Source organism: Sphingorhabdus rigui, from assembly GCF_014196595.1.
GTDB classification, from domain to species: domain Bacteria; phylum Pseudomonadota; class Alphaproteobacteria; order Sphingomonadales; family Sphingomonadaceae; genus Sphingorhabdus_B; species Sphingorhabdus_B rigui.
In genome coordinates this window covers 1,301,073-1,317,098 of the sequence record NZ_JACIEA010000001.1, presented here as the reverse complement: position 1 = coordinate 1,317,098, position 16,026 = coordinate 1,301,073, and the positions used below count along the sequence as shown (strand labels likewise).

General features: G+C 55.3%; 19 protein-coding genes. 6 read left to right on the top strand and 13 right to left on the bottom strand.

Annotated elements, in window-relative coordinates; genetic code table 11:
* Positions 1-13 precede the first annotated feature (13 nt).
* The 3 genes from GGR91_RS06000 to GGR91_RS05990 are packed head-to-tail and all read left to right on the top strand — an operon-like array spanning position 14 to position 3,782.
* Positions 14-406: a hypothetical protein gene (locus tag GGR91_RS06000; RefSeq protein WP_183940998.1), complete on the top strand. Its 393-nt coding sequence runs from the start codon at positions 14-16 to the stop codon at positions 404-406.
* A gap of 51 nt (positions 407-457) precedes the next feature.
* Positions 458-2,431, top strand: a complete 1,974-nt coding sequence (locus GGR91_RS05995; protein WP_183940996.1) for a TonB-dependent receptor family protein — start codon at positions 458-460, stop codon at positions 2,429-2,431.
* Positions 2,432-2,441: 10 nt separating this feature from the next.
* Entirely contained in the window at positions 2,442-3,782 is a 1,341-nt protein-coding gene (locus tag GGR91_RS05990; protein WP_183940994.1) for a PepSY-associated TM helix domain-containing protein, read from the top strand.
* On the opposite strand, the gene GGR91_RS05985 is transcribed toward GGR91_RS05990, so the two are convergent.
* The 7 genes from GGR91_RS05985 to GGR91_RS05955 form a co-directional block, all read right to left on the bottom strand.
* On the bottom strand, positions 3,770-4,174 hold the full coding sequence (locus GGR91_RS05985) for a SufE family protein (RefSeq protein WP_183940992.1): 405 nt from the start codon (positions 4,172-4,174) through the stop codon (positions 3,770-3,772). The two genes, GGR91_RS05990 and GGR91_RS05985, sit on opposite strands and share 13 nt — an antisense overlap.
* Positions 4,175-4,198: 24 nt before the next feature.
* Positions 4,199-4,441 (bottom strand): hypothetical protein, encoded by a 243-nt coding sequence (locus tag GGR91_RS05980; RefSeq protein WP_183940990.1) that lies wholly within the window; start codon positions 4,439-4,441, stop codon positions 4,199-4,201.
* Between the two features lie 26 nt (positions 4,442-4,467).
* A complete protein-coding gene (locus GGR91_RS05975) occupies positions 4,468-4,740 on the bottom strand; it encodes a hypothetical protein (RefSeq protein WP_183940988.1) in 273 nt (90 codons plus the stop codon).
* Positions 4,741-4,754: 14 nt separating this feature from the next.
* The gene (gene pspC / locus GGR91_RS05970; RefSeq protein WP_183940986.1) at positions 4,755-5,138 is read right to left on the bottom strand and encodes an envelope stress response membrane protein PspC; all 384 of its coding nucleotides are present in this window, start codon (positions 5,136-5,138) and stop codon (positions 4,755-4,757) included.
* Position 5,139: 1 nt separating this feature from the next.
* Positions 5,140-5,427, bottom strand: a complete 288-nt coding sequence (gene pspB, locus GGR91_RS05965) for an envelope stress response membrane protein PspB (RefSeq protein WP_183940983.1) — start codon at positions 5,425-5,427, stop codon at positions 5,140-5,142.
* 4 nt (positions 5,428-5,431) lie between these two features.
* The gene (pspA, locus tag GGR91_RS05960; protein WP_183940981.1) at positions 5,432-6,115 is read right to left on the bottom strand and encodes a phage shock protein PspA; all 684 of its coding nucleotides are present in this window, start codon (positions 6,113-6,115) and stop codon (positions 5,432-5,434) included.
* A gap of 109 nt (positions 6,116-6,224) precedes the next feature.
* Positions 6,225-6,413, bottom strand: a complete 189-nt coding sequence (locus tag GGR91_RS05955) for a hypothetical protein (protein WP_183940979.1) — start codon at positions 6,411-6,413, stop codon at positions 6,225-6,227.
* A gap of 167 nt (positions 6,414-6,580) precedes the next feature.
* Here GGR91_RS05955 and pspF point away from each other — a divergent pair, with 167 nt between their 5' ends.
* Positions 6,581-7,618 carry a phage shock protein operon transcriptional activator gene (gene pspF, locus GGR91_RS05950; RefSeq protein ID WP_183940977.1) on the top strand — a complete coding sequence of 346 codons (1,038 nt, stop codon included), beginning with the start codon at positions 6,581-6,583 and terminating at the stop codon, positions 7,616-7,618.
* Positions 7,619-7,669: 51 nt separating this feature from the next.
* Here pspF and GGR91_RS05945 read toward each other — a convergent pair whose 3' ends face one another.
* The 6 genes from GGR91_RS05945 to GGR91_RS05920 form a co-directional block, all read right to left on the bottom strand.
* On the bottom strand, positions 7,670-8,233 hold the full coding sequence (locus tag GGR91_RS05945) for a urate hydroxylase PuuD (protein ID WP_183940976.1): 564 nt from the start codon (positions 8,231-8,233) through the stop codon (positions 7,670-7,672).
* A 173-nt stretch (positions 8,234-8,406) separates the two neighbouring features.
* Positions 8,407-9,036 carry an inner membrane-spanning protein YciB gene (locus tag GGR91_RS05940; protein ID WP_183940974.1) on the bottom strand — a complete coding sequence of 210 codons (630 nt, stop codon included), beginning with the start codon at positions 9,034-9,036 and terminating at the stop codon, positions 8,407-8,409.
* Positions 9,033-9,962, bottom strand: a complete 930-nt coding sequence (gene ftsY / locus GGR91_RS05935) for a signal recognition particle-docking protein FtsY (RefSeq protein ID WP_183940972.1) — start codon at positions 9,960-9,962, stop codon at positions 9,033-9,035. The genes GGR91_RS05940 and ftsY overlap by 4 nt, the downstream gene beginning before the upstream one ends.
* Positions 9,959-11,224, bottom strand: coding sequence for a tRNA (N(6)-L-threonylcarbamoyladenosine(37)-C(2))-methylthiotransferase MtaB (mtaB, locus tag GGR91_RS05930; RefSeq protein ID WP_183940970.1), 1,266 nt, complete (start codon positions 11,222-11,224; stop codon positions 9,959-9,961). Before mtaB ends, ftsY begins: the two co-directional genes overlap by 4 nt.
* Entirely contained in the window at positions 11,221-12,021 is an 801-nt protein-coding gene (gene dapF / locus GGR91_RS05925) for a diaminopimelate epimerase (RefSeq protein WP_183940968.1), read from the bottom strand. Before dapF ends, mtaB begins: the two co-directional genes overlap by 4 nt.
* Before the next feature lie 38 nt (positions 12,022-12,059).
* Complete coding sequence (locus GGR91_RS05920) at positions 12,060-13,574, bottom strand: putative bifunctional diguanylate cyclase/phosphodiesterase (protein WP_183940966.1); 1,515 nt, start codon at positions 13,572-13,574, stop codon at positions 12,060-12,062.
* A gap of 351 nt (positions 13,575-13,925) precedes the next feature.
* On the opposite strand from GGR91_RS05920, the gene ffh reads away from it, so the two are divergent.
* Both ffh and rpsP read left to right on the top strand, forming a co-directional pair.
* A complete protein-coding gene (ffh, locus tag GGR91_RS05915) occupies positions 13,926-15,422 on the top strand; it encodes a signal recognition particle protein (RefSeq protein WP_183941579.1) in 1,497 nt (498 codons plus the stop codon).
* Positions 15,423-15,468: 46 nt separating this feature from the next.
* Positions 15,469-16,026 carry a 30S ribosomal protein S16 gene (gene rpsP, locus GGR91_RS05910; protein WP_183940964.1) on the top strand — a complete coding sequence of 186 codons (558 nt, stop codon included), beginning with the start codon at positions 15,469-15,471 and terminating at the stop codon, positions 16,024-16,026.

Here is a 16,026-nt window from a genome sequence, read left to right as displayed (position 1 = left end):
GCATAGGGCGCGCGTGATTCGCGCATCTTCGCCTTTCCGGAATATAGCTGCAGCACTGATATTGCTGGCACTCGCTTTGCGCGTAATCATCCCGTCCGGTTTCATGCCGTCGTCGGAGCGTGGATTTGCGCTGACCATCTGTACGGGAATGGACACCCAGACCGTTTGGATGGACAAATCGGGTAAGCTGCACAAAGAAGATCCATCAAAAGGCAAATCGGTTGAGCATCAACCTTGTGCCTTTGCGGGAACCGCGATGGCGGCGGATTTTCTGGCCGCTGATTTCCAAATTGCCCTAGCACCTGTTGCGCTTGCCATTCCGGTTTTTGCCAAACGCGAAGTATCGGTTGGTGCTGGCCTCGCTGCTCCGCCGCCCCCAGCCATAGGGCCACCTTCTTACATCTAAACCACAGGGCTGCTTCGCGGCCTATCTCTCGTTTAGATTTAGGAAAATATCATGAAATTTTTGTCCATTTTGCGCGCGTCTGTCGCGTGCTCTGTTATTGCCATCATTACCCCTGCGGCAGCTGAAGAGGCTGCTGACGCCACGATTATTGTTACCGGCCGTGCAGCCGCTGACGAGGCCGAAGTATCGGCAAACACCACCGCAGGCGGCACCGACGTCGTTAGCCACGAAGATTATGCAGACAAGACCGTCGTGTCGTTGCGTGATGCTTTGGCTTTTTCGCCCGGCGTGTATACCCAGCCGCGTTTTGGGCAGGAGGTCCGCATTTCCATTCGCGGTTCCGGTCTTTCGCGTGGCTTCCACATGCGCGGACTGACGTTGCTGCAGGATGGGGTCCCCATCAATCTGGCCGACGACAATGGCGACTTTCAAGAGCTTGAACCCACATTCTTCGACCATTTAGAGGTATATCGCGGCGCAAACGCGTTGAGATTTGGTTCCGGTACATTGGGCGGCGCAATCAACGGCGTTACGCCCACGGGAGATAATGCGGCGGGTCTTTACCTTCGCGGCGATGTTGGCAGCTCTGACTTTTATCGCGGCTTGGCGTCTTTTGGAGTGGGTGACGGCGATGCCAATGCTTGGGCAGCGATTAGCGCCGATAGCCACAAGGGGGATCGCCAACACGCCCGGCGAAATTCAATCCGCTTTAACGGAAATGTTGGGCTTAGGATTTCGGATGTCGTGTCGACGCGATTTTACGCAAGTGCGACCACGCTTAATCAGGAATTGCCCGGTGCATTGACCCGCGCAACGGCGTTGACTGCGCCACGCAGCGGCAATTTTGTCGGGGATCAGGCGCGCGATATCAATTCGGTTCGTATCCAGAACCGGACCCGTTTCGACTGGGGCAACAGCCAATTGGATGTTGGCGCGTTCTTGAACGCCAAAGAATTATATCACCCGATTTATCAGGTCATTGATCAGACATCGGCAGATCGCGGCGTGTTCGCCCGTTATGACCGTGAAGGCGATATATGGAGCTTCACCCTTGGCGGAGAGTCCCGTTGGGGAACGATTGACTCAACGCGCTTTATCAATGTGAACGGCAAGCGTGGCGCGCTTACCTTCGATGCTGATCAGACGGCCCGGACGTCGAATATGTATGGAGAGCTGCGTGCAACGCCGGTTGCGGGCGTCACGCTTATTGCAGGCGGTATATATGCCGATGGCTTCCGAAAGCAGCTTCAGATCGTTCCGTCTGCCACAACGGGTGCAGCGTCGTTCGACGCCTTCTCGCCCAAATTTGGCGTCCTCTGGGAACCGTCCGACGACGTCCAAATTTTTGCCAATTATAGCAAATCCACAGAATTCCCGACCTTCGTTGAACTCGCACAAATTGCGGCGTTTGTTCCTGTAAAGGAACAAACAGCATGGACAGCCGAAATCGGGACACGCGGGAAAATGGGATGGGCGAGCTGGGATATTGCCCTGTACCGCGCCAACATAAAACGCGAAATGCTGCAATTTACCGTAGGGCGGGACATTCCAGCCACAACGTTCAACGCCGATAAAACACGGCATCAGGGCGTCGAGGCTGCGTTTAGTGCAGCGCCGACCGATTGGCTGCGCTTCCGGCAAATCTGGCAATATTCGGACTTCCGCTTTGTCGCCGATGCCCAATATGGCAACAACCGGCTGCCTGTGGTGCCAAAGCATGTCTTGCGGTCGGAGCTTCGACTTGGGAATGACGATTTGCATATTTCCCCGAATGCCGAATGGGTGCCGCAGGGTGCATGGGCCGACTATCGGAACACGACACGCACGACAGGCTATACCCTCTTGGGCTTATCTGCCGGCGCGCGCGTTATGGCGGGGGTTGATCTATTTCTTGATGCGCGGAACCTGACCGCAGAGAAAGCCATCGGCGACGTGTCGGCCGCTATCCTTGCCTCCGCAACATCGGCCATTTACTACCCGGTTGAACGCCGTGCCATCTACGGCGGCGTCCGTGCGCGGTTTTAGGAGAGCAGAGATGGAAAATACGTCTTTCTACCGCACGATCTGGCGTTGGCATTTTTATGCTTCGCTCTTCGTGATGCCGCTGATCCTCATACTTGCCACAACAGGCGCAATCTATCTGTTCAAGCCGCAATTGGATCGTTGGGAAGAGCGCGCATTTACGAACCTGCCGACTGAACAGGCAGTGTCGCCCAATGTGCAGTTGGCCGCTGTCATGGCAGCCAATCCTGGTGCGCAGTTCCAAAGCTATCGCTTGCCCGAACGTGCAGGTGACGCGGCGATGATACATATCGGCCTCGCCGACGGCCAATCCATGCGCGACGTCTATGTGTCACCGCAGGGTAAAGTGTTGGGCAGCATCGATCCGGAAAGCCGGATATCGGCCACGGTGTCGCGGATACATGGGTCGCTGCTGATCGGTAAAATCGGCGACTGGATTGTTGAACTGGCGGCGTGCTGGGCGATCGTCATGATCCTGACCGGTCTGTATATGTGGTGGCCGCGCGGGCAGCGCTTTGCCGGTGTCGTGTGGCCCCGGTTGGGGAAGGGCAATCGCGTATTTCTGCGCGACCTGCATGCGGTCACTGGCTTCTGGGTTTCAGGGCTGGCGCTTGTTCTGCTGACCACGGGACTGCCTTGGGCGAGCGTCTGGGGCGAAGCTTTCCGGCTGGCTCGGACTGAGCTGGGCCTCGTTCAAGGCGCGCAAGACTGGAAAACGGGCAGTGCCGCGCCGCATGCCGAGCATGACCATGATGCGATGATGAAAATGCAGGCTGCCGGAATTCCGCTGGTTGGCTTGGCGGACATGGTCGCCAAAGCGAAAGCCGAACGACTGCCGCATCCGGCGTTGGTGAAAGCACCAGGCGCGTCTGAGCGTTTTGGTCCGCCTACACCGATGGCATGGACCATTAAGTCGGAGGCGCAGAACCGGCCATTGAACCGCGAGATCACGTTTGATGTTGCAACGGGCAAGGAGATGTCGCGGAAAGGCTTTTCCGACAAGCATGTCATTGATCGGGCGGTCAATTATGGAATTGCATGGCATGAGGGGCAGCTTTTTGGCTGGTTCAATCAGTTGGTCGGCGTTCTGACGGCGCTTGGTCTGATCACCTTGGTGATATCGGGTTTCCTGATGTGGCGACGGCGCAAGCCCGATGACGCGCTCGGCGCACCGCCCGTTGCTGCGGTGCCGCCGAAAATGCGCGGGGTTGCGGTGATCATCGGCGTCATGGCGTTGCTCTTGCCGTTGCTTGCCGCGTCTTTATGCGCGCTGTGGCTGTTCGACCGGCTGCTGCTGCCCCGATTGCCTGCACTTGCGATGTGGCTTGGGTTGCGTCCGGCTCAGCCGGCGTAACGCGCGGCCGTCTCGCGGATAAGCGAGATCATATTGGGAATGCCCTGTGTCCGGTTCGAACTTAACTGATTTTTGAGGTCGAACGGCGCAAGGGCGTTCTCGATGTCGGTCTTCAGAATTTCGGCGGCGTTTTTATGCTCAACCGTTTTCAGGACCAGTGCGATGATGCCTTTGGTAATCGCGGCGTTGCTGTCTGCCAGAAAGGTCAGCGTGCCATCTGCGGTCACGGGATAGACCCACACACTTGCGGAACATCCCCGAACCAGCGTCGCATCGGTTTTCAACGCGGCGGGCATTTCGGGCAATTCGCGACCGAGGTCGATAAGCAACCGATAGCGGTCATCGGCCTCAAGAAATTCATATTCTTCGGTAATGTCGGCAAATGTTGTCATGCACTGCGCATATGGCCGCGATGCTTAGATATCAATCCCTGCCGCTATGGCCTCAAGCCTTTTTACGCGCTCTTTCAAATCGGCGACTTCAATACGCGACGTGGCCGAGGGCACAGGTGCATCATTGCCGTGCCGCATGGTTTCCAGCTCGGCATGCTTAAGCGCAATCCAGTCGCGCCAGCCACGCAGGCTTAGTGACGACACGATGCCGACACACAGCACGGCAAAGGCGCCGATGATGATGTAGAAGTTGGGATCCTGTTGCATAGTCCTTCCTTTCCGTCCGCGCGCCGTTACCGGCTGCGCAGTTCCTCAATCTGACGGTTGATATCGCTCGCGCTATTGTTGTCTGTCGCGATGCGTTCCAAAACCTGAATGCGTTCCTTCAAGGCACGAATTTCGTCCTGCATCTGCTGCGTATCCGCATTGTTCAAAAGACGGTGGGTTTTCGTGCCCATGAAGTTTTCGTCTTCAACGATCCCGTGCTTTGCCTTTTGCTTCGTCTGGATAACCCTGCCGATCGTGATGATAGCAATGATTGCGACGACCATTTGAAACGGATCCATAATTTCCTCCAATTTTAGCGTAGGCTTTCGATCTCGTCCGCCAGCTGCTTGTTGTTGCTGACATAATAGGTTTCCATTTCGGCCAGCCGGCGGTCGATTTCGCGGAAGCGCGAACGAATGTCGCGTGTTGTGCGGGCAGGTGACTGACGCACGCCTTGCCAGAATTTCTGGTCTTGGCGGTCATCGGTATAGAGATGCACTGGCTTCGGGTTGGCCATCCACGCGGTGATCACATAGGCGATCAGCGTCCACGGAAAACCGCCCATCAAAGTGAGCATCACCGCGCCAAGCCGAACCCAGAGAACGTCCACACCGGTATAGTCGGCAATCCCGGCGCAAACGCCTTTCCATTTCGCGTTCATCTTATCGAGATAGAATTTGGTATGTGTACCAGCCATTTTAGCGGTTCCTTTCCAGCCTGCGGACATTTTTGGGGTCGAAATCTTTTGTCTCATGATCGATGCGACGTGGCTGCCATTCAGGATTTTCCTGGGCGACCAGACGCTCAACGGTATCGAGGCGATCTTCGAGACGGCGGGCAAGTTCGTTCATGTCGCCGAGCATCCGCTCGTCATCATTGGTTAGAGTTGCGGCGGTTTTCCAGCGTGTGACATAATGCAGGATGATCCAAGGCAAACCAATAAACAGTATGCCGCAAACGAAAATGGGGACGACAGTATCTTCCATCAGTTTAACCTTCCTTCTTTGCGTCTTGTTTCATGGCTTTTTTCATCGCTTCCAGCTCGGCATCGACAACGTCGAAGGATTCAAGCGCTGCGATTTCGTCGCCTAGACTGCGTGGGGCGTCTGAACCGATGGACAGCGAGTCCGCATATCCCTGCGCTTCATCCACGCGGCGTTCGAGCACGTCAAAGCGAGAGAAAGCCTCGCGAACCTTGTCGCCATTATACATCGTGCGCAGCTTGACCTGATTTTCAGCGCTTTCAAGCCGCGTCATCAACGCGTTCTGACGGCTACGGGCGTCGGCGAGCTTTTTCTGCAGCTTGTGAATATCCTGCTCCGAAGCTTTCAACGCATCGTTGAGAACATCGACTTCCGCCGTTAGCTGGTCCTTCATATCGGTCGCCTTGCGCTTTTCGACCAAGGCCGCCTTGGCAAGGTCTTCGCGATCTTTTGACAGCGCGAGATGGGCCTTGTCGGTCCAGTCAGCTTCAAGCGTGTTCAACTTGTCGATGTGCCGGCGCAGCTCTTTTTGGTCAGCAATGGTCCGGGCTGCGGAAGCGCGGACTTCAACCAACGTTTCCTCCATCTCCAGAATGATCATGCGGATCATCTTCGCCGGGTCTTGCGACTTGTCGAGCAAGTCCGTGACGTTGGCGGCGATGATATCGCGGGTTCGTGAAAATATGCCCATTGGGTAACTCCGGTTAAAACTGTTTATTTGCGTACTGAAAAAAGGGGGCGACCGGGTACCTTTAGGAGGTAGGGGGAGCCGGGGGTACGCCGGTCGCAGGCTATCGACGTCAGGCAAGATAGCTGACAACGATTGGCCGATGGGTGTAATTTGGGGCGTTCATGTCAATATCGTCATAATGGTTGAAAACCGACACTGCATAGCTGGTGAAGATCATGGACAGGGACAATGCGACCGCCAGCCATAGACGGCTTTCGCTTCCCTTTGCCTTGTAGCTGGTTCCGATATCTTTACGCATCTTGTGTCTTCCCTTTTGCATGCCGGTGATGTTCCGGCTTGCAAGATGTATTGCAGGGAGCGTGCCAATTTGAATAAAAGCCGGAAATCCGCCATTTGTGAAAAAATGTGACATTCGGGCGCTGGTAATTATTGCCACACTATGGTGAAATATGCCAATCTTTGAAAATGGAACGGGATAGTCATCAATTCATTGGACAATCGTCCGCTTTTCTTGATGCCGTCGAGCGCGCAAGCCGCGCCGCGCCGCTTAATCGGCCCGTGCTGGTGGTGGGGGAGCGCGGAACCGGGAAAGAATTGATCGCGGAACGCCTCCATCGCCTGAGTTCGCGCTGGGATGGGCCTTTGGTCACGATTAACTGCGCGGCGCTGCCAGAAACATTGATTGAGGCTGAACTGTTCGGGCATGAAGCTGGCGCTTTCACCGGAGCGACACGTGCACGCGAGGGCCGGTTTGAAGAAGCCGACGGCGGCACGCTGTTCCTCGACGAACTTGGGACGTTGAGCATGGGCGCGCAGGAACGGTTGTTGCGCGCGGTCGAATATGGAGAGGTCACGCGTATTGGTTCCTCAAGGCCGATGCGGGTCGATGTCCGCATTGTCGCCGCCACCAATGAACATCTGCCCAACATGGTGGATAAGGGGCGCTTTCGTGCGGACTTGCTCGACCGGCTGTGCTTTGAGGTAATAACGTTGCCGCCATTGCGTGTTCGCGAAGGCGATGTTGAGGTTCTATCTGAATATTATGGGCGTCGGATGGCGGCCGAGCTCGGTTGGGCAGGGTGGCCGGGTTTCGGCGCGCTTGCGACCCAGGCCCTCGAAAACCATTTGTGGCCGGGCAATGTGCGCGAATTGCGCAATGTGGTCGAACGTGCGGTCTATCGCTGGGCTGACCCAGAACAGCCGGTCGATTATATCCAGTTTGATCCGTTCGATAGCCCGTGGCGCGGCGGTGTAGCTGCTTCATCGCCTGCGCAGGTGCAGTCCGATAATCAGGCAGCCAGTGCCGAGCCGCGTGTCTCCAGCGACTTAAGTCAGGCGATTGACGTTACCGACTTTAGAGAAGCGACCGAAAAATATGAAAAGGCGGTCCTTGAGCAGGCATTGGCGAAGTGTCGGTATAATCAGCGGCAAACGGCCAAGGCGCTGAACCTGAGCTACGACCAATTGCGTCATACGCTTAAGAAGCATGACCTTTTGGGATAAAAAAAGGGGTGGCGTTGGCCACCCCTTTTAACTTTACGAAGATCGTGACGATTAGCCGCCGTTAAAGCTGACCATCGTGTAGAGCATTGGGATCGACAGCAACGTGTTCAAACGCGACGTCATCATCGCTGTCGTTGCTGCCTTTGCCTTTGCCGCATCATCGGCTTCAACAATGCCAAGTGCTTTTTTCTGGTTAGGCCAGATGATGAACCAAACGTTGAATGCCATGATAACTGCGAGCCACATGCCAACACCGATCAGTCTGTAAGGATCTTGCAGTGTGAATGCCTGATGGGCGTAACCGGCCTGAACCGAAATGATCAGTCCCAGCAACACGGTCAATGCCGCGGCCCAGCGGAAGAAAAACAGCGCAGATGGTGCGATATGCTTCGACACAGCTGGCTTAAGCTCTGCGGGAATTTTCGGCATGGTCGGAATTTGAACGAGGTTGAAATAGTACAACAGCCCAATCCAGACGATCCCGAAGAATGTATGCAGCCAACGTGTGACAGACTGCGCGGTCAATGCGTCGCCGTGCAAACCGAACATAAGTGCCAATGACAGCACGAGACCGGCGACCAGCACCAGATGTAGATTTCCAAAAAATTTCGCCATTTTTTCCTCCTGTAGGCATTCAGGTGATTTTGCCCCTGATGGATAGCAGCCTATCTTTGTAGGCGGCGCTTGTCACATAATTTCTGCGAAATCATGGGGTAACCAATATAATGGGTGACGCCCCATTTATTTGCTTGGCGTGCGTCGCAATGCCAACGCTGGCCAGCGCTGATTTATGCTTTGGGTGGTGTCTCGGTGTCATCACTCAGTTTTAGCCCGTGGCGTATTAGCATCGGGATATTGGCAAGCGCGAACAGGAATGTGCAGGCCGTTACGCCCCACACCTTGATGGATAGCCAGGTATCGAACGAGAACCATTCGGGCCGGCGAAAAATCTCGTTCATTCCGGCGAGAACGAGGAAAAACACGCCCCAACTCAACGACAGTTTTAACCAGCCGGTTTCGTCCAGACCTTGATAGGCATGCTCCAGAACATATTTGAGCATGGCCTTGCCTCGGACCCATCCCCCAAGCAGCAGGAGCGCGAAAAAGGCGTATATGATGGTTGGCTTAATCTGGATGAAGCGTTCGTCATGGAACCAGATCGTCAGCGCGCCGAAAAACACACCTAAAGCTGCCGTGAGCTTCAGCATGGGCGAAATTTTGCCCAGTTTTACCTTTGAGACAATGACCGCAATCAGAATGGCGACCATGAATGTGGCGGTGCCGACAATCGCGCCTTGTTTCGGATCGGTGTCCGAGCTGCCCAATTTTGACGCCACAAAAAACAGCAGCAACGGCCCAAAATCGAGAATGAAGTTCAAGGTGCCCGACGGCTTTTTGGGCGTGGCTGCGTCGCTCACAACGAACCTCCGCTGATGGCACGGGCAACATCTTGCGCATTGAAGGGGCGCAAGTCATCGATGGTCTCGCCAACGCCAATGGCGTGAATGGGCAGGCCAAATTGTTTGGCTGCTGCGACCAAGATCCCGCCGCGCGCGCTGCCGTCCAGTTTGGTCATCACAAGCCCGGTCACGTCAGCGACTTCTTTAAAGGTTTCGATTTGCGATAGCGCATTTTGCCCAGTCGTCGCATCCAGAACCAACACCACATTGTGCGGCGCGGCAGGGTTAAGACGCCCAAGCACCCGGCGGATTTTCGCCAGTTCATCCATCAACTCGCGTTTGTTCTGAAGCCGTCCAGCAGTGTCGACGATCAGCACGTCGATGCCTTCTGCGGTTGCCTTTTTTACCGCGTCAAACACGACACCAGCAGCGTCGCCGCCTTCGGGGCCAGTCACAATGGGTACGCCAAGGCGTTCCGCCCAAACTTTCAACTGGCCAATGGCTGCAGCGCGGAACGTATCGCCCGCGGCCAACATGACGCCATAATCCTGTTCAAGGAAAAGGTGGGCCAGCTTTGCAATCGTCGTCGTCTTACCCGATCCATTTACGCCGATGACCAATATGACCTGAGGACGCGGGAAGGCGTCAATTTCGAGCGGCGATGCGACGGGGGCCAACACGGCAGCCACTTCGTCCTCGACAATCTGCCGAATGCCCTCTGCATCAATACCTTTGTCAAAACGTCCAGCAGCAATCTTGTCGCGGATTTGTGCTGCCATGGCTGGACCAAGGTCCGAAGCAATCAACGCATCTTCAATTTCGTCAAGGTCGCGCGCTTCCAGCTTCGCCTTGGTGACAAGCCCGGCGATATTCTCCGTCAGCTTTCCTGATGTTTTCTTCAGGCCGCCAAACAGTCGGTCTTTCCACCCAGCATTCTCGCTCATTCTACAACCTCTGCCTGCAATATTCCGTCTGCTGACCGCAAAACCCGCGCGGCGACAATGCTGCCTTCGGACATGACTTTATCGAGCTGCAGATACGCGAAATTTTCCGCGTGGCCACCCCTGCCGCCATTTTCGACCGCGACATTCTGGATGGTGCCAATCAGCCCCTCCAGCCAGCGAGATTTTTCTGCGGCTACAGCTTCGCGTAACGCCTTGGCACGAGCCTTTATAACGGGATGGGGTAGTTGCGGCATGCGCGCGGCTGGCGTGCCTTTTTTTGGCGAATATGGGAATATATGCCCATGTACGATCCCGCATTGTGCAACCAGATCCATGCTGTTGGCAAACATCGCATTGTCCTCGGTTGGGAAGCCCGCAATAATATCCGCGCCAATGGCGATCTCGGGACGCTTTGCTTTAAGCCGCGCGACCAGATCGATCGCGAGTTCGCGGCTATGGCGTCGTTTCATGCGCTTCAGGATCATATTGTCGCCTGCCTGTAACGACAGATGAACATGCGGCATCACGCGCGCTTCGCCCGTGAGCAAATCGAAAAGCCGATCGTCAATCTCAACACCATCAATCGACGACAGCCTTAGGCGGGCAAGATCGGGAACGAGTTTCAATATCCGTTCGACCAGTGATCCTAAATTGGGGCTGCCCGGAAGATCATGGCCATAGCTGGTCACGTCAACACCGGTTAGAACCACCTCTTTAAAGCCAGTGTCGACGAGCTTCTGAATATGTTCAATGACGCTGCCAGCCGGCACGGAGCGGCTGTTGCCGCGGCCATATGGGATGATGCAAAATGTGCAGCGGTGGTCACAGCCATTTTGTACTTCGACGAAAGCACGGGTTTTGCCGGAATAAGCGGTAACGAGATGCGGCGCGGTTTGCGCGATGGTCATGATGTCCGAGACAATGACTGGCCTGTCGGAACGATCCATCAAATCGCGTAACAAGGTCGCGTCTTGTTTCTCATGATTGCCAAAGACGCCCGCAACCTCTGGCATGGCCCGAAATGTTTCGGGCTCCACCTGCGCAGCGCAGCCAGTGACCCAGACAGACGCGTCCGGGCGACGTCGATGCGCCTGACGGATGGCTTGCCGTGTTTGGCGCACAGACTCATTGGTCACCGCGCAGCTGTTTATGATGACAATGTCATCGCGGCCTGCGAGTTGTTCAGCCAGCGCGTTGCTCTCCGCCAAGTTCAGGCGGCAACCCATGCTGATGACTTCAGGCTTTTTGACGGGCGCGTTCATCCAAATGCATCCCAGTCGGCCTGACCTTTGAACACATAAGTGGCGCTGCCGGTCATGATGACGGGCTGTCCCGGGCTCCAGTCGATGGTCAGGGTTCCGCCCGATTGGTGGACTGTCACGGGGGATGTCGCCTTGCCCTGACGGATCGCCGCAACGGCGGTGGCGCAGGCCCCGGTTCCGCAAGCGCCGGTCAAGCCGGCACCGCGTTCCCAAACATTTAGGTGGATTTCGTTCCCGGCAATCGAGGCGACATTTACGTTTACCCGTTCTGGGAACACGGAATCGTTTTCGATTGTCGGGCCCAGCTGGCGCAAGTCGACGGCATCAACATCATCGACAAAAAACACAGCATGTGGGTTGCCCATATTGACGGCCATGGGCGCGGCAAGATTGTCCCAAGCCAGCGGCATCGCGTCAGTGTTCATAGCGAACGCCAGAGGAATGTCTTGCCATCCAAAAGTGGCTTCACCCATCGACACTTCGACGTCATTGCCCGACAACTTGCCCGAAATAATGCCGCCCAATGTTTCAATGTTGAGGTCTTGGTTCAACAGCGCAACGACGCAGCGTGACGCATTGCCACATGCCTCAACCTCGCTGCCGTCGGGATTGAATATCCGCATGCGGACATCCGCGATTTCTGAAGTCAGCAAAAGGATAAGCTGGTCACAGCCAATCCCGAACTTGCGATCCGCGATCATTTGCGCGCGGGTAGGGGATATTTCGATGGATTGGAGGCGTGCGTCTATAATGACAAAGTCATTGCCGAGCCCATGCATCTTGTGAAATTCACCCATCGTCATGGCGGCGATTTAGGCGCAGCCGCGCATCAAGTCTACCGTTGATGCCGATGTGGCAAAAGGTTCTTTTGCAAAAGCAATGCACGGACTTGGTCAATGTTTAGCGGTTGCCCGAATAACCATCCTTGACCCTTGTTGCAGCCCAATGCGCGCAGCTTCTCGTTGATGCTCTCGTTTTCCACACCCTCGGCAGTAATGGGTACCTGCAAACTTGAACCCAGCCCAACGATGGCGTTTACAATCGCGGCGCTTTCCGCATTTTCCAACATTGACGAGACAAAGCTACGGTCGATTTTGATGCGGTCGAAGGACAGCGCGCGAAGATAAGCAAGCGAACTATAGCCCGTGCCGAAATCATCCAGCGCGATACAAATGCCTTGTTTCTTAAGGCTAATAACGCTCGATTGTGCGAGGCTGAGATTTTTAAACAGCGAGCTTTCCGTAATCTCGACTTCAAACCGGCTAGCAGGGAAACCGGTTTCAATCAGCAGCTTCATTATCTTTTGCGCGAGCGATGGGTCTTTGAGCTGCACCGGTGAAATATTGACCGACATTGTCAGCTTGGGATCCCAATTTTTGGCTTCCAGCATGGCTTTTCGAATGATATTCATCGAAAGATCACCGATCATGCCGGTTTCTTCCGCCACGGGAATAAAATCATCGGGTGAAATAAGTCCGCGCACCGGCGAAGCCCACCGTGCCAGCATTTCAAAACCGACCAGTTCACCTGTTGCTAAATCGATTTGCTGTTCAAAATAGGGAACAAATTCATCGTTTGGAATGGCGACCCTGATATCCCCTTCAAGCGAGTTGCGCGACCTAAGCTCAACTTCCATACCGTTGTCGAACCAGCTGTAACCGTTTCGGCCGTTTTCCTTCGCGGCGTAAAGCGCAATGTCCGCGCGGCGTATGAGCATATCGATTGAGTCACCACCACGTTCGGGCCGGCTTATGCCAATAGAGGCCGTCACTGACTGAGCAGAATCGCCAATTGGCACCGGGCGCGCCAAAGTTTCAACAAGGCCTTCGGCGATATGATCTACGGTTTCGGGATATTCCGGTTCAAACATTATGCAAATGCCAAATTCGTCGTCTCCAAGGCGGGCGATGATGCTGCTGGAGGGTACAATGTCGCGCATACGGTCTGCGATTTCGCGCAACATTACATTACCGCTGTCATGGCCGAAGATGTCGTTGATTTTTTTAAACCCATCAAGGTCAATCATTAGGAACGCAACGGATTTGCCACGCCGCGATGCGCGCGCGCTTAATTCGCTTGTCTTTTCCTTGATGGCGCGTCGGTTGAACAGATGTGTCAACGGATCGGTCATTGCCAAATGCTGTGCGCGGACTTCCGCCTGCCGGTCCACGCCGATTTCGTTGCGCAACGCATTGGTACGGCGCCATGTCATCAGAATGATCGCAATGTTCAGCAGAAAAATGGTGACCATGACCGGGTTGGTGCCCTGGCTGTAACCCAAAAATGTGCGAACCGCCTGCACACCAACTTGTCCGCCGGTAACGACCAGCGTCGTGATTGCTGCAAACATAATGACGCTGTATAATGCATCATTCCGTTCCTGTTTATCCTGTCCAGAAACGTCTAACTTGGACTCGTCCTGCTGTTGCACCATCACCCTACCATCCCGCGACCCCACTCGGAGAAAATGGTCAACATAATGTTAATGGAGCGGCCATGATTGCGCACAGGGCGTGCGTGTTCCAGCAGATGGAAAAACTTGATTTGCTATGCCAAGGTTGGTAAAGGCGCATCCAAGGCAAGGATATTGTCTTTCATATTTCGTTGGAAATCCGTTGTTTCCAAGCTGGTTGGCGAAGATTCGCTCACCGGCTTTTTGTTCGTTTATGCCTCGAATGGGGCATTGTGGTAAGGAATGTCGATGTTTGACAAGCTGAGCGACCGGTTAGGAGGGGTGTTTGATCGCCTGCGCGGTCGCGGTGCGTTGAACGAAGCTGACGTTCGTGAAGCGATGCGCGAAGTCCGCGTGGCTTTGCTTGAAGCCGACGTTGCACTTCCCGTCGTTCGTGACTTCGTTGAGAAGGTTACCGAGCAGGCCGTTGGCGCGCAAGTTCTGAAGTCAGTAACGCCCGGCCAGCAAGTCGTCAAAATCGTCAATGACGCCCTTGTCGAGATGCTCGGCGCGGAACAAAGCGACCTAGACCTTGCTGTAGCGCCGCCAGCGATCATCATGATGGTCGGTCTGCAGGGCTCAGGCAAGACGACGACCACGGCCAAGATTGCGAAGATGCTGAAGGCCAAGCAGGGCAAGAAAGTCCTGATGGCTTCGTTGGACGTCAATCGTCCTGCCGCACAAGAGCAGCTGGCAACGCTTGGTACGCAAACAGAAATTGCGACGCTTCCCATTATGCAGGGGCAGCAGCCCGTCGATATTGCCAAGCGTGCGATGCAGGCTGCAAAGTTGCAGGGCTTTGACGTCCTGATCCTCGACACCGCTGGCCGCTTGCATGTTGACCAGCAGTTGATGGACGAAATGCACGCGGTGGCAAAGGTCTCCGTCCCGCAGGAAATCCTGCTCGTGGTCGACTCTCTCACGGGTCAAGATGCCGTCAATGTCGCCAAAAGCTTCGGTGAACGCGTCAATGTAACCGGTATCGTGCTAACCCGCATGGACGGTGATGCACGCGGCGGCGCTGCGCTATCGATGCGCGCAATTACTGGCAAGCCTATCAAATTTGCAGGCGTCGGTGAAAAGCTCGACGCCATCGAAGCGTTTAACCCAAGCCGGGTTGCCGGACGCATATTGGGCATGGGCGACGTTGTCGGCCTTGTCGAGCGTGCGACCGAAATGGTCGAAAAAGAGGACGCGGATAAGCTCGCGGCCAAAATGGCCAAGGGCCAGTTCGACATGGAAGACCTGCGCATGCAGTTCCGCCAAATGTCCAAAATGGGCGGCCTCGGCGCGCTTGCCGGTATGATCCCGGGCATGAAAAAGGCCAAGCAGGCGATGGATGCCGGCGGCATGAACGACAAATTGCTCGTGCATATGGACGCCATCATTGGTTCCATGACGCCAAAAGAGCGCGCCAAGCCTGAATTGTTGAACGCCAAACGCAAAATCCGGATTGCCAAGGGTTCGGGAATGACCGTTCAAGACGTTAATAAGCTGATCAAAATGCACCAGGAAATGGCGAGCGCCATGAAGCGCATTCGCAAGATGGGCGGCCTCAAAGGCCTCGCCGCCATGTTCGGTGGCGGCAAAGGTGGCATGGGCGGCGGCGACTTAGGTGGCGCGATGGAGGGAATGCACGGACTTCCCCCCGGCGCTTTGCCACCCGGTTTCGGCGGTCTGCCCGGAATGGGCGGCGGTGGCGGAATGCCGCCAGACCTCGCAAGACTTCTTAGTAAAAAGAAATAAGTATCACATTTAATTTAAAAATATTTCAGAAAGGTGAGTTAGTTTTATGGCATTATCCATGCGTTTGTCACGGGGCGGTTCGAAAAAGCGTCCTTATTATAAAATCGTCGTAGCCGACGCCCGCGCACCACGCGACGGTAAGTTCATTGAGCGTATCGGCAGCTACAACCCACAGCTTCCGAAGGACAGCGCAGAGCGTATGATCCTCGACACCGAGCGTGCGAAACATTGGCTTGCCGCTGGTGCGCAGCCATCGGACCGCGTTGCACGCTTCCTTGACGTCGCTGGCGTCAAAGAGCGTAAGGTTAAGAGCAACCCTAACAAGGGCGAGCCAGGCCAGAAGGCCAAGGATCGCGCTGAAGACAAGGCAACCAAGCTTGCAGAAGCCGAAGAAGCCGCAGCAGCAGCTGCAGCCGCTCCAGCACCTGAGCCTGAGCCAGAAGTAGTTGAAGAAGTAGCCGCTGAAGAAGCCGCACCTGCGGTTGAAGAAGCGCCTGCCGCTGAAGAAGCTGCGCCTGCTGAAGCTGCTGCTGAAGAAGCACCTGCGGCTGAAGAAGCTGCACCTGCAGCTGAAGAAGCTACCGAAGAAAAGGCTGAGGGCTAA

Coding starts and splice junctions, on each gene's coding strand:
- GGR91_RS05995 (WP_183940996.1), top strand. CDS start 458: ATGAAATTTTTGTCCATTTTGCGCGCGTCTGTCGCGTGCTCTGTTATT.
- GGR91_RS05990 (WP_183940994.1), top strand. CDS start 2,442: ATGGAAAATACGTCTTTCTACCGCACGATCTGGCGTTGGCATTTTTAT.
- GGR91_RS05985 (WP_183940992.1), bottom strand. CDS start 4,174: ATGACAACATTTGCCGACATTACCGAAGAATATGAATTTCTTGAGGCC.
- GGR91_RS05980 (WP_183940990.1), bottom strand. CDS start 4,441: ATGCAACAGGATCCCAACTTCTACATCATCATCGGCGCCTTTGCCGTG.
- GGR91_RS05975 (WP_183940988.1), bottom strand. CDS start 4,740: ATGGATCCGTTTCAAATGGTCGTCGCAATCATTGCTATCATCACGATC.
- pspC (WP_183940986.1), bottom strand. CDS start 5,138: ATGGCTGGTACACATACCAAATTCTATCTCGATAAGATGAACGCGAAA.
- pspB (WP_183940983.1), bottom strand. CDS start 5,427: ATGGAAGATACTGTCGTCCCCATTTTCGTTTGCGGCATACTGTTTATT.
- pspA (WP_183940981.1), bottom strand. CDS start 6,115: ATGGGCATATTTTCACGAACCCGCGATATCATCGCCGCCAACGTCACG.
- GGR91_RS05955 (WP_183940979.1), bottom strand. CDS start 6,413: ATGCGTAAAGATATCGGAACCAGCTACAAGGCAAAGGGAAGCGAAAGC.
- pspF (WP_183940977.1), top strand. CDS start 6,581: ATGGAACGGGATAGTCATCAATTCATTGGACAATCGTCCGCTTTTCTT.
- GGR91_RS05945 (WP_183940976.1), bottom strand. CDS start 8,233: ATGGCGAAATTTTTTGGAAATCTACATCTGGTGCTGGTCGCCGGTCTC.
- ftsY (WP_183940972.1), bottom strand. CDS start 9,962: ATGAGCGAGAATGCTGGGTGGAAAGACCGACTGTTTGGCGGCCTGAAG.
- mtaB (WP_183940970.1), bottom strand. CDS start 11,224: ATGAACGCGCCCGTCAAAAAGCCTGAAGTCATCAGCATGGGTTGCCGC.
- dapF (WP_183940968.1), bottom strand. CDS start 12,021: ATGGGTGAATTTCACAAGATGCATGGGCTCGGCAATGACTTTGTCATT.
- GGR91_RS05920 (WP_183940966.1), bottom strand. CDS start 13,574: ATGTTTGCAGCAATCACGACGCTGGTCGTTACCGGCGGACAAGTTGGT.
- ffh (WP_183941579.1), top strand. CDS start 13,926: ATGTTTGACAAGCTGAGCGACCGGTTAGGAGGGGTGTTTGATCGCCTG.
- rpsP (WP_183940964.1), top strand. CDS start 15,469: ATGGCATTATCCATGCGTTTGTCACGGGGCGGTTCGAAAAAGCGTCCT.